A 12594-nucleotide genomic window follows, 5' to 3' on the forward strand; every position below is an offset into this window, starting at 1 on the left:
TGACCATGACCAAGCGCTGCACATGGTGCGGAGATGACCCTTTATACGTCAAGTACCACGACGAGGAGTGGGGAGTGCCAGTGTGGGACGATGAGACCTTGTTTGAGTTTCTCATTCTGGAAGGCGCCCAGGCGGGGCTTTCCTGGATCACCATCCTGCGCAAGCGCGAGGGCTACCGCACGCTGTTCGATAACTTCGACGCCAAAAAAATCGCTCGCTATCGCGACAGTAAACTCGACAAAATCCTGCTGGACCCGGCGATCATCCGCAACAAGCTGAAGGTATACGGTGCACGCAAGAATGCGCGCGCTTTTCTAGAGACCCAGGCCGAGTTCGGCAGCTTCGCCAACTATATGTGGGATTTCGTCGACGGGACGCCCATTCAGAACCGCTGGAAGAGTATGAAACAGGTTCCAGCGACTACGCCTATCTCAGATGCCATCAGCAAAGACATGAAAAAGCGCGGCTTCACTTTCGTAGGCTCAACCATTATGTACGCTCACATGCAGGCCACCGGCATGGTGAATGACCACACCACAGATTGCTATCGCCACAAGGAATGCGCTGCGCTGGGCAAGAAGGCCCGCTGAATGCCTGCTGATTCGCAAGACTCTGGCTCCACCAGCCGCCGCGTCTGGCAGCTTGCCTGGCCCACTATCATCTCCAACCTGCTGTTCACCACGGTAGGTTTTCTGCATATCAAGATCGCATCGCCACTTGGCGCCAGCGCCGTAGCGGCCGTAACGACCGGCCACCGGGTCTTCTTCCTGATCCAGGCGGTACTCATGGGCCTGTCTGTGGCCACGGCAGCGGTGGTAGCCCGCAACTGGGGGGCCCAACAGCCGTCAGAAGCGGCGATGGCCACCTGGACATCTATGGCCATGGCCGTGTTCTTCGGCTTTGTACTGGGCCTGCCAGCGCTCCTGGTACCGGAAGTCATCGTGGGCTGGTTTGGCCTGGATGCCGAGACCACTGCCTCGGCAGCCAGCTTCATATTCTGGCTGGGGCTATTCAATGTGTTCTCTGCCTTGAACACGATTCTTTCCACGGCCCTGCGCTCAACAGGCGATGTGATTACCCCACTGTTGTTTCTTTTTTGTAGCTCGGTGCTGAATATAATCGCAGCCTGGGTACTGGCCACCGGGGTCGGCGGCTTACCCGCCTTCGGGGTTCAGGGTATCGGCCTGGGAGGGAGTGCAGCCGCCGCAATTATTACCACAGTCTTTATCGCCATCTGGTGGCGTGGCGCGTTTAACATCAAGCCAGTCAAGCGGCTGCGCATTAATGTGCTCACAGCCCGCCAGCTCGTGAGCATCGGCATTCCTTCTGTCGTAGAGCAGGGCTTCGTCCAGACAGCGTTTCTCGTGTTCTTCGGTCTGGTCGCCACCTACGGTACCAAGGCCTACGCCGCCTATGGCATAGGCATCAGCCTGGTATCGTTTTCCATCGTGATCGGTTTTGGCTTTGGCATCGCGGCGGCAACCCTCGTAGGACAACAACTCGGTGCCGGCAAGCCCGAACTGGCAATGAAGGCGGGATGGCGCGGCCTGCGAATGGCGTTAATCGCGATGGTATCGCTCTCCATCGTGATGGCTTTCTATGCCGGTGAGCTCGCGACTTTCATGATTGAAGACACGGAGGCTGCCGAGTTCACCACCGCGTTTATCTACGTGATTGCGCTATGTCAGCCGCTGATGGCTGTCGATGCGGCGATTGGCGGCGCTCTGCGCGGTGCTGGCGATACGCGCTTCCCACTGCTGGCAACGGTGAGCGGCATCATGATGGGGCGTTTACTGCCCGCCAGCCTTATTCTCATGATGGAGCTATCGATCTACTGGATGTTCCTGGTGATGTTCCTGGACTACCTGATCAAGGCCATCCTTTTGTTGTGGCGCTATCGGTCACGCAAGTGGATGCAGGTCAAAGTGCGCTAGCGGTAACTGACCAGGTTCTCGCCCTTCTCAAGGCTTAACATTTGCAGAAATGAGCGATCGTTAAAGTAGGACAGGGAAACGTTGTCGCCGCTGTAGAATAATTGGGTCACTGAACAATTGAAGATAGGTTCGTAAAACTCGTACACCTTTTCACCGGGCAAGCCCAGGACATGGGCTACCAGCGTCGCTATGGTGCCGCCTGAGGTAAAAATTCCTATCGTCTTGCCAGAGCCTTCATTCGCCATAACCTCGCGCAAGGCCGAGTGCGCCTTGCTGGAGTAATCCTCCCAGGTCTGGATACCATAGTGAGCGCAGTCGTTGCTGACCCAGTAGTTAAAGACCGCACGGATGATTTTCTGATAGTCCTTGCTGACAAGCTTTTCACTGGACATCAGGCGAGCGAGTTCATCATTCTCTTTCGCTAACACCACTGCCAACTCACGCACTTGTTCGTCGTTATCGACCTCGTTAAAACGGGGGTCGATATGATGTGGCACGCCCTCAGCCTGCCCTGCCAGTGCGCGAGCACAGGTCTCCCGCTGGCGCGAAAGGTCGCCACTATAAGCGGCGTCCAGTTTAATTCCCACGCTCACCAGATACTCTGCCGTGGCATCCGCCTGACGCTGACCAAGCTCCGACAGCTGATCATAATTGGCCGCGCCAAAGGACGCCTGTCCGTGGCGAATCAGATAAATCGTTGCCATCAGCTCGTTCCCAGATTCAGCATGCGGCGCATCTTGCGCATTCCGCCGATCCAGCGGCCATAGTCTTTTGCTTTGTTGGCGCGGTACTGCGCCACTTCCGGGTGCGGCAGAATCAGAAACTCGTCCTCCGCCAGCCCCTGAATCACAGACGCGGCAACAACCTCGGGGCTGATCACGCCATCCACTCCGGCTGTGCCACCCACCATGTCGCCATCGCTGTCGTCACCGACACCCACCATTCGGGTGGCCACCGCCTGGGGGCATAACACCGACACCTTGATGCCGTCGTCGCCGTGCGTGATAGCCAGCGATTCAGCGAAGCCAATAGCCGCGTGCTTGGTCGTGGAGTAAGCTGCATCACCGATCTGGCTCAAAAGGCCAGCCGCTGAAGCAGTATTGAGAAAATAGCCTTCTCCCCTCTCGAGCATGCCAGGCAGACACGCCCGTGCAGCATAGACATGCGACATCACATGGATGTCCCACATGGCTTGCCAGGTTTCATTGGGCGCTGAGGTTGCCCACCATGGCTCACCATCGAGAGCGATGATGCCGGCGTTGCTGCAAAACAGGTCAATGCGTCCGTACTTCTGCTCCACGTCGGACACCATAGCGGCAATCGCCGCCTCGTCCCGCACATTCACCTCATAGGCATCAGCATCGATCGTCGCTGCAAACGCGCGGGCGTTATCGCCTTCAAGGTCTGCTACCACTACCTTTTGTGCGCCTTCGCGATGAAAGCGCTCACACAGGGCGCGGCCGATACCGTTCGCGCCCCCGGTGACAATAACGACCTTGCCGGCCAACTCCATCAGAGCATTTCCTGGGCCAGCAATTCCAGAACTTCGGGGTCATGGACGCCAAGCAGCATAGTGCCGACTTCGCCGCGCTTGCCCGCTTCTTTCCAGGGCTGCAGACGGTCGCGAATACGGTCCTTGGAACCGACCAGAGAAACCTCGTCCAGCAGTTCGTTGGGCACTGCTGCTGCAGCTTCGGCCTGCTTGCCGTCCAGGTAGAGGTCCTGAATCTTCTTGGCCGCGTCGCCATAGCCCAGGCGAGTGGCATAGTCGTTGTAGAAGTTCTTGTCGCGTGCGCCCATGCCACCGATATACAGGGCCAGCCAGGGGCGCAGGGAATCGAATGCGGCGTCCAGATCGTCATTCATAGCTACCGATACAAACGGCGCGATGTCGAAGTCTTTCAGGGTGCGACCGCTCTTCTCGAGACCAGTGCCGATATGATCACCAATTACCCCGTACTTGTTCGGGTCCATCCACACCGGAAATACGCCATCGGCTACTTCACCTGCACAGCGCAGGCCGGCGGGAGTGATTGACGCGGTGTAAATCGGGATATCCGGGCTGCCATCCAGAATGGACTTCAACGGCTTGCCCATACCGGTAGTGCCCTCACCCTTGTTCGGCATTTGATACATCTTGCCATCAAATTCCACGGGGCCGGACCGCTCAAAAATCTTGCGCACAATCTGGATGTATTCCCGGGTGCGGGTCACAGGCTTGCCGTAGGGCACACCATGCCAGCCTTCTACCACCTGCGGACCAGAGGCACCAAGGCCCATGATGAAACGGCCATCGGAAAGCTGGTCAAGGGACATGGCTGTCATGGCCGCCATGGCAGGTGTGCGAGCAGGCATCTGCATGATCGCGGTACCTACCTTGATCTTTGATGTCTGCGCCAGAATCCAGGACGCGGTAGTGATGGAGTCGTTGCCATAGGCCTCGGCGGTCCATACCGAGTCGTAGCCCATGGATTCCGCCTGTTTAATCAGATCCATGGGAATATGTATTTGCTTGCCGGAATAGCCGAGCAGGAAGCCTAGTTTCATTGGAGTTCTCCTTTGATGGGACAGCTATTACTTATAGCGCAGTGCGTTGAATTTTGCCTGATGATAGTCGCCGTCACCAAACGTGGCATTAATCATCATCAGACGCTTGGCGTAATGGCCAATATCCAGCTCGTCGGTAATACCCATACCGCCGTGGATCTGAATCGCCTCACCAAAAATATGTTTGCCCGATTTGCTGATCATCACTCGCAGGGCGTGAATGGCCTGGGTGGTATCTCGCTCGTCGTCTGTCAGTGCACAAACCGCCCGATACAGCAGCGACTTGGCTTGCTCAAATGACATAAAGGTATCGACCATGCGGTGCTGCAGTGCCTGGAAGCTGCCGATCGCTGTACCGAACTGCTCGCGAGTGCGCGCATATTCGACAGTCTTGGCATTAAGCGTTTCCATAATGCCGATGGCTTCGGCAGAGAGCGCCAGGTTGGCCTCGAGCACAACTTCCTCAAGGATGCCCCAGGCTTCCCCTTCGGTGCCGATTAAATTGCCCGCGGGCACGGAAACATTCTCCAGCACGACATTGGCGACAACCTGGCCGTCCATCATGCGGTAACTGACCCGCGATACGCCCTCAGCGGACGCTGGCACCAGAAACAGGCTAATGCCTGCTTCGTCGCTCTGCTCACCGCTGGTGCGAGCGGAAACCACCAGATAGTCGGCGTTGGCGCCATTTACCACAGCGACTTTTTCGCCGCTAAGCACATAGCCGTCGCCTTCTTTGCCGGCGGTAGTCTTGATATCCGCCATCTCGTAGCGACCCTGGCGTTCCAGATAGGCAAAAGCGCCCAGCTCGGAGCCATCGATAATCGCGGGAATCCTCTCTGCTTTTACCTCGTCGGTCGCGCCTTTCTGCAACAAGCCGCCGTACAGCAGGACCGTCGAAAGGAATGGCTCAAGCACCAGGCCTTTGCCCAGCTCTTCCATGACAACCATCACATCGACGGCGCCGCCGCCGAAACCGCCGTACTCTTCCTCGAAGGGAATAGACAACCAGCCCAGCTCGGCAAAGGTCTGCCACTTGGCTCGATCGATACCCGTGTCGGAATCAGCGATTCCGCGGCGGGTATCAAAATCGTAGTCGTCCTGCACATAGCGGGCCACGCTGTCACGCAGCATCACCTGCTCTTCACTGAAATCAAAATTCATTGCGATACTCCCTGCTTACAGACCGAGAACGGCCTTGGCGATAATGTTGCGCTGCACTTCGTTGGAACCACCGTAGATGGTAGCGGCGCGGCCATACATGTACTTCTTGAACGCTCGAGTACCAAACTCATGACCGAGCTCTTCCGGCCCAGGTGCACCTGGGCGCACGCCCTGGTAGTGAGCCGCTACGTCCATCAGCAGTTCCTGGCTGGCCTGCTGCAGTTCGGTGCCCTTGATTTTCAGCAGGGAAGATTCGGCGCCGGGCGCTCCACCCTTGGCCACTGAGGCCAACACGCGCAGCTCTGTGAATTCCAGCGCCATCAGCTCAATCTCAACATCGGAGACACGCTTCTGGAACAGCGGATCATCAATCAGTCGCTTGCCACCATTGACCTCGGTAGCAGCGTACTCTTTAACCATCCTGACCCAACGTGTGGTGTCAGCAACATCCGCAATGGCGGTACGCTCGTGGGCGAGCAGCGCTTTGGCGTAAGTCCAACCCTTGTTCTCTTCACCGATAAGGTTGGCCACTGGCACACGCACATCGTTGAACTCCACCTCGTTGAGGCTGTGGTGATCATCGATCGACACAATCGGATTCACCTTGATGCCGGGTGACTTCATGTCGATCAACAGGAAGGAAATCCCCGCCTGTTTCTTACCTTCATTGCTGGTGCGTACGAGGCAGAAAATCCAGTCGGCAAACTGCGCGTAGCTTGTCCAGATTTTGGCACCGTTAATAATGTAATCGTCGCCGTCGCGAACCGCGCGGGTCTTCAGGGAGGCGAGATCAGAGCCCGAGCCGGGTTCTGAATAACCCTGGCACCACCACTCGTCGCTGGCGAGAATCTTGGGCAGGAAGCGCTCTTTCTGCTCATCCGTGCCAAAGGTATAAATGACTGGCCCTACCATCTTCAACCCAAACGGCAGGACGTCGCGGATACCGCGGGCGGCCCGTTCAGTTTCGTAAATAAAGCTCTGGGTGGCGTTCCAACCCGTGCCACCAACGGCCTCAGGCCAGCCGGGCGCTATCCAGCCCTGGGCATGCAGGCGTTTCTGCCACTCGACAATTGCCAGGGGGAAAACCTCCGGGTCGGGGTTGTTCAGGCGGGCTTCAAGCTCGGCGTCATAGGCCTTGTCGAAAAACGCGCGTACCTCGTCGCGAAACGCCAGTTCTTCGGCGCTGAAAGATGTATCCACTGTGTTACCTCCTGGGCTATTTGTGCGCGGGAATTTGGGCAAAAACCCATACCGGCCAGTACCATAGCGAGTGGTACCGGGAGGCACAATGTTGACAGGTATCACAATAATTGACCGCAGCGTACGCGGCCATTAGCAGGAGGGATCAGTAGAGCAGACTGTAGAGCTTGCGTTGGTACTCTGCGGCGAGGGGATCGCCTTTGCCAAGGCTGGCAATTGTGTCTAGCAGCGCCTTTTTGGTGGCACCATCTCCGTGATTGAGGTCCTTGCGCAGAATGGTCACCAGGTGCTCCATCGCGTCTTTGAACCGCCCGCCACTGGTAAGCTGCACCGCCAATTCGGCCATGATGTCGAGATTGTCCGGGTCTGCTGCCAGCTGTTGTTCGAGCGCATCCACCTCGGGAGACTTCGCCGCCTGGCGTTTGATCTCGAGCTGCGCGCGCAGTTGCTCGTAGGCAGCGTCCTGGTCCGCCATGCGCACGCCATCCAGCAGCGTTGCGGCCTCGTCCAGGCGCAAGGCCTCGATCAGACAGTGACAGTAGGCCACGGTAATTTCGTACAGCTGGCCCGATTCATCCCAGGCCTGGCGCAGCGGCGTGAGCGCAGCGGCAAAATTGCCCTCGTCCATCGCTTCTTTCGCCAGTTGCAGCAGTCCGTCCCAGGGTTTGGGAAGGTATTTGCCGAGCAGTGCCCGGATTTCATTCTCTGTCTGGGCACCGGCGAAGCCGTCCACCGGTTGACCATCTTTAATCACCATCACGGTGGGCAGGCTGCGCACACCGAACTGCTGGGCAATCATGCCCTGCTCGTCGGCATTCACTTTCGCCAGCAGAAATGCACCGTTGTACTCGTCGGCAATTTTTTCCAGCAGCGGCATGAGCACCTTGCAGGGCTCACACCAGTCCGCCCAGAAATCCACCACAACCGGGCGGTTATGGGACTCCTCGATCAACAACGCCGCGGCGTTGGTTTCATCAATATTGACGATATGTTCAGACATAAAGTGTTCCTACAGGCCGAGCACGTCGCGCATATCGTAAAAGCCGGGTGCCTTACCAGGCAACCAGCCCGCAGCGCGCACTGCACCGCGGCCGAAGGACATACGGCTTGAAGCCTTGTGCGTAATTTCAACTCGCTCCCCGTCAGCCATAAAGCTCACGGTATGGTCGCCAACCACATCACCGCCACGCACTGTGGCAAAGCCGATGGTGTCTCGCTCGCGAGCACCGGTCTGGCCCTCGCGGCCATAGACGGCAACCTGTTTCAGGTCGCGACCGAGGGTGTCGGCAACGACTTCGCCCATGCTCAGTGCAGTGCCTGAGGGGGCGTCAATTTTGTGCCGGTGGTGCGCTTCGACAATCTCGATATCAACGTCATTACCCAGCACCTGCGTCGCCACTTCCAACAACTTGAAACACAGGTTTACACCGGTGCTGAAATTGGTGGCCTTGCACAGGGGAATCTTCGTCGCGGCATCATCGATCACTGCCTGTTGGGCATCATCAAAGCCGGTGGTGCCTATCACGATGGCCGTGCCGGCAGCGGCACAGACCTGCACGTTGGCCACCGTCGCGGCTGGAATAGTGAAGTCAATCAGCACGTCGATGTTGCCGATCACGTCTTCCAGCGATGCGGAAACCGCAACGTCTATCTTACCGATACCTGCGAGCTCACCCGCATCCGCGCCTACCAGGCTGGATTCAGGTCGCTCTATGGCGGCCGCCAACTGCAGTTCATCGCCCGCCAGGCTCACTGCTTCGATCAGGGTTTTGCCCATGCGACCGGCCGCGCCGGTAATACCTATTCTTGTTGTCATGATGAGGTCATATCGTCAAAGAAATTCTTTACTCCCTCGAACCAGCTGTGCTGGCGCGGGGACTGCTTTTGCCCCGATTCGCCCAGAGTTTCCGCCAGTTCTTGCATCAGTTCTTTCTGTCGCTTGTCGAGGTTCACCGGTGTTTCCACTACCGCCCGGCACAGCAGGTCGCCCACGCTACCACCGCGCACTGGCTTAACACCCTTGCCACGCAAGCGGAACAATTTACCGGTTTGCGTTTCCGCAGGGATCTTCAACATCACCTTGCCGTCCAGCGTGGGAACTTCCAGCTCGCCACCGAGGGCTGCATCAGTAAATGTGATTGGAACCTCACAATACAGGTGCTTGCCATCGCGTTCAAAGATCGCGTGCTGCTTCACTGACATCTGTACAAACAGGTCGCCGGCAGGGCCGCCCATGGGGCCCGCCTCGCCTTCGCCTGAAAGGCGGATGCGATCGCCGGTGTCGACACCAGGCGGAACTTTTACAGACAGGGTTTTGGTCTTTTCGACGCGGCCCTGGCCGTGGCAATCCTGGCACGGGTCGTCGATAGTCTTGCCCTGGCCATGACAATGGGGGCAGGTTTGTTGCACTTGAAACAGGCCTTGCTGCATACGCACCTGACCCGCGCCACCGCACGTGGAGCAGGTAACAGGACTGGAACCCTTCTTGGCGCCAGAACCGTCACACGTGTCACAGCTGTGCAGTGTTGGCACCTTGATCTCAACCGTGGTGCCCTTGACGGCATCTTCCAGCGAAATATCCAGGGTGTAGCGCAGGTCGGAACCACGCTGTGGGCCGGCACGACCACGGCCGCCGCCTCCACCGCCAAAGATATCGCCAAACACATCGCCGAACACATCGCTGAAGCTACCGCCGCCAAAGCCGCCGGCACCACCGCCCATGTTCGGGTCCACGCCCGCGTGGCCATACTGGTCGTACGCCCCGCGCTTCTCCGAGTCCATCAGGACATCGTATGCTTCGGTGGCTTCCTTGAATTTATCCTCGGCTTCGGGATCGTCCGGGTTCCGGTCAGGGTGATATTTCATCGCCACCCGGCGGTAGGACTTTTTGATCTCCTTCTCGTCAGCGCTTTTGCTGACCCCGAGAATTTCGTAGTAATCGCGTTTTGACATGGCTTCTCAGCGTGCTTTTTTCAGCTAATCCTTAAATGACTACGCGGGCAGCTAGGGCCCGCGTGGTCGAACTTGAATCGTAGGCGCCGCTATAGCGGCGCTCACGGGGATAAAGTGCGGGACTTACTTCTTGTCGTCCTGTACTTCCTCGAACTCGGCGTCCATGACATCTTCGCCCTGGGGCTCAGCCTGTGCAGCGCCTTCAGCAGCCTGGGCCTGTTCGGCCTGGGCAGCGTACATCTTCTGCGCTACAGGGCCGGTGGCTTCAGTCAGCTTTTCAGCCGCAGCGTCAATGGCTTCCTTGTCGTCGCCCTTAACAGTTTCCTCTGCTTCAGTGACGGCGGCTTCAATCGCGGCCTTCTCTTCGTCAGTGGCGTGCTCGCCGGCTTCTTCAAGCGTGTTCTTGGCAGCATGGATCAAGCCCTCGCAAGTATTGCGGGATGTGATCAGCTCCTCGAACCTGGCGTCTGCTTCAGCATTCGCTTCAGCGTCTGCGACCATTTGCTCGATGTCTTCATCGCTCAGGCCACCCGAGGCGGTGATACGAATCGACTGTTCTTTACCGGTTGCCTTGTCCTGGGCAGACACGTGCAGGATACCGTTGGCGTCCAGGTCGAAGGTAACTTCAATCTGGGGCATGCCGCGCGGTGCGGGCGGAATGTCGGCCAGGTCGAAGCGACCCAGTGACTTGTTGCCCGTGGCCTGCTTGCGCTCACCCTGGACCACGTGAATGGTCACGGCAGTCTGGTTGTCGTCCGCAGTGGAGAACGTCTGTGACTTCTTGGTCGGGATCGTAGTGTTCTTCTCGATCAGCGGCGTAGCCACTCCACCCATGGTCTCAATACCCAGGGTCAGAGGAGTCACGTCCAGCAGCAGTACGTCTTTTACGTCTCCGGACAGCACCGCACCCTGGATGGATGCACCCATGGCCACAGCTTCGTCAGGATTCACGTCTTTGCGCGGCTCTTTGCCGAACAATTCTGCAACCTGGGTCTGCACCATCGGCATGCGGGTCTGGCCACCGACCAGGATCACATCGTCGATCTCGGAGGGAGACAGGCCGGCATCCTGCAGAGCTGTTTTTACAGGCTCCATGGAGCGCTTGACCAGGTCTTCGACCAGGGATTCCAGCTTGGCGCGAGACAGTTTCACAACCAGGTGCTTGGGACCCGTAGCGTCTGCCGTGATATAGGGCAGGTTCACTTCAGTCTGCTGACTGGAAGAGAGCTCGATCTTGGCTTTCTCGGCAGCTTCCTTCAGGCGCTGCAGTGCCAGCGGATCGTTGTGCAGGTCGATGCCCTGCTCTTTCTTGAACTCGCCTGCCAGATATTCGATCAGGCGCAGGTCAAAGTCTTCACCACCGAGGAACGTGTCGCCGTTGGTAGAAAGCACTTCAAACTGGTGCTCGCCATCGACTTCCGCGATCTCAATGATGGAGATATCGAAAGTACCGCCACCCAGGTCGTATACCGCTACGGTGTGGTCGCCCTTGGCCTTGTCCATACCGTAGGCCAGTGCTGCAGCTGTCGGCTCGTTGATGATGCGCTTTACTTCGAGGCCAGCAATTTTACCGGCGTCTTTGGTCGCCTGGCGCTGGGAGTCGTTAAAGTAAGCGGGAACAGTGATAACCGCTTCGGTCACCGGCTCGCCCAGGAATTCCTCGGCGGTTTTTTTCATCTTACGCAGCACTTCAGCTGACACCTGAGGGGGTGCCATCTTCTCGTCGCGTGCCTGTACCCAGGCGTCGCCATTGTCGGCGGCGATGATCTTGTAGGGGACCATGCTGATGTCTTTCTGTACGACATCGTCCTTGAACTTACGGCCGATCAGGCGCTTCACCGCGAACAGGGTATTGGTGGGGTTAGTCACCGCCTGACGCTTGGCGCTCTGGCCTACCAGGATTTCACCGTCGTCGGTGTAACCCACGATGGATGGTGTAGTGCGATCGCCTTCAGCGTTCTCAATGACGCGCGGCGCGTCGCCGTCCAGTACGGATACACACGAGTTAGTGGTACCCAGGTCGATTCCAATAATCTTGCCCATTGTTAATCTCCAGTTTGGGTGGCGCCTCGGCGCCTTATCAATTGCGTTGTTCTGTATCTGGGGTCAATCTGGCCGGATTCAACCCCCCTTGTTTATTTACTGACCATCACCATCGCGGGACGAATCAAGCGGCCGTTGAGGGTGTAGCCCTTCTGCATCACCGCGATCACGGTGTTGGGCTCAACCTCGGGGTTCTCGATCATGCTCATGGCCTGATGCAGGTTCGGGTCGAAGGGCTCGCCGTTGGGGTCGACCACCTCGATATTCTGCTTGCCCAGCACATCAATCAGGCTTTTCAGGGTGAGCTCTACGCCTTCGGCGATAGGCTTGATCACCTCGTCATCGCCGGAAGCGCTTTCCAGAGCGCGCTCCAGGTTGTCGGCTACCGGAAGCAGATCGCCAGCAAACCGCTCGAGCGCGAATTTACGGGCCTTTTCAATGTCCTGCTCTGCACGGCGCTTGGCGTTCTGAACCTCGGCCTGGGCCCGCAGAACGGCGTCTTTGGCAGCGGCGAGTTCTTCATGCAGCTGCGCTACCTCGTCGTCCTCAGCGGGCTCCGGGGCGATCTGTTCAGCCGCCTCGGCCGCGGCTTCAGCTGCTGCGATTTCTTCGGCGGTTTCCAGCTCAACCTCGGGAGTATTTGGCTGGTCTTCCTGGGTGTTGTTTTCCGGCTGTTTTGAGTCTTGCTCGGCCACGTTTGCACTCCGTAATGGCATCAATTCAGGGGATGCAAGGGATATGGGGGCAAATTGGG

At 57.9% G+C, this 12594-nt stretch carries 12 protein-coding genes; 2 read left to right on the forward strand and 10 right to left on the reverse strand.

Annotation, left to right across the window (positions count from 1 at the left end):
• The first annotated feature begins 5 nt into the window (after nucleotides 1–5).
• Both EY643_RS14420 and EY643_RS14425 read left to right on the forward strand, forming a co-directional pair.
• Complete coding sequence (locus tag EY643_RS14420; protein ID WP_420841623.1) at nucleotides 6–590, forward strand: DNA-3-methyladenine glycosylase I; 585 nt, start codon at nucleotides 6–8, stop codon at nucleotides 588–590.
• Nucleotides 591–1934 carry an MATE family efflux transporter gene (locus EY643_RS14425; RefSeq protein ID WP_153239892.1) on the forward strand — a complete coding sequence of 448 codons (1344 nt, stop codon included), beginning with the start codon at nucleotides 591–593 and terminating at the stop codon, nucleotides 1932–1934.
• On the opposite strand, the gene EY643_RS14430 is transcribed toward EY643_RS14425, so the two are convergent.
• The 10 genes from EY643_RS14430 to grpE all read right to left on the reverse strand — a co-directional run bounded on the left by EY643_RS14430 (nucleotide 1931) and on the right by grpE (nucleotide 12535).
• On the reverse strand, nucleotides 1931–2638 hold the full coding sequence (locus EY643_RS14430; protein ID WP_153239893.1) for a histidine phosphatase family protein: 708 nt from the start codon (nucleotides 2636–2638) through the stop codon (nucleotides 1931–1933). The genes EY643_RS14425 and EY643_RS14430 overlap by 4 nt on opposite strands.
• On the reverse strand, nucleotides 2638–3447 hold the full coding sequence (locus EY643_RS14435) for an SDR family oxidoreductase (protein ID WP_153239894.1): 810 nt from the start codon (nucleotides 3445–3447) through the stop codon (nucleotides 2638–2640). Before EY643_RS14435 ends, EY643_RS14430 begins: the two co-directional genes overlap by 1 nt.
• Nucleotides 3447–4481 (reverse strand): LLM class F420-dependent oxidoreductase, encoded by a 1035-nt coding sequence (locus EY643_RS14440; RefSeq protein WP_153239895.1) that lies wholly within the window; start codon nucleotides 4479–4481, stop codon nucleotides 3447–3449. Before EY643_RS14440 ends, EY643_RS14435 begins: the two co-directional genes overlap by 1 nt.
• A gap of 27 nt (nucleotides 4482–4508) precedes the next feature.
• A complete protein-coding gene (locus EY643_RS14445; protein WP_153239896.1) occupies nucleotides 4509–5645 on the reverse strand; it encodes an acyl-CoA dehydrogenase family protein in 1137 nt (378 codons plus the stop codon).
• Nucleotides 5646–5660: 15 nt separating this feature from the next.
• Nucleotides 5661–6845 carry an acyl-CoA dehydrogenase family protein gene (locus EY643_RS14450; RefSeq protein ID WP_153239897.1) on the reverse strand — a complete coding sequence of 395 codons (1185 nt, stop codon included), beginning with the start codon at nucleotides 6843–6845 and terminating at the stop codon, nucleotides 5661–5663.
• Nucleotides 6846–6990: 145 nt separating this feature from the next.
• Nucleotides 6991–7845, reverse strand: coding sequence for a thioredoxin (gene trxA / locus EY643_RS14455; RefSeq protein WP_153239898.1), 855 nt, complete (start codon nucleotides 7843–7845; stop codon nucleotides 6991–6993).
• Nucleotides 7846–7854: 9 nt separating this feature from the next.
• On the reverse strand, nucleotides 7855–8661 hold the full coding sequence (dapB, locus tag EY643_RS14460) for a 4-hydroxy-tetrahydrodipicolinate reductase (protein WP_153239899.1): 807 nt from the start codon (nucleotides 8659–8661) through the stop codon (nucleotides 7855–7857).
• Complete coding sequence (dnaJ, locus tag EY643_RS14465) at nucleotides 8658–9797, reverse strand: molecular chaperone DnaJ (protein WP_153239900.1); 1140 nt, start codon at nucleotides 9795–9797, stop codon at nucleotides 8658–8660. Before dnaJ ends, dapB begins: the two co-directional genes overlap by 4 nt.
• Before the next feature lie 123 nt (nucleotides 9798–9920).
• Entirely contained in the window at nucleotides 9921–11840 is a 1920-nt protein-coding gene (dnaK, locus tag EY643_RS14470; protein WP_153239901.1) for a molecular chaperone DnaK, read from the reverse strand.
• 92 nt (nucleotides 11841–11932) lie between these two features.
• Nucleotides 11933–12535 (reverse strand): nucleotide exchange factor GrpE, encoded by a 603-nt coding sequence (gene grpE, locus EY643_RS14475; protein WP_240732716.1) that lies wholly within the window; start codon nucleotides 12533–12535, stop codon nucleotides 11933–11935.
• Nucleotides 12536–12594 lie beyond the last annotated feature (59 nt).

Source organism: Halioglobus maricola, from assembly GCF_009388985.1.
In the GTDB taxonomy this organism is placed as follows: domain Bacteria; phylum Pseudomonadota; class Gammaproteobacteria; order Pseudomonadales; family Halieaceae; genus Halioglobus; species Halioglobus maricola.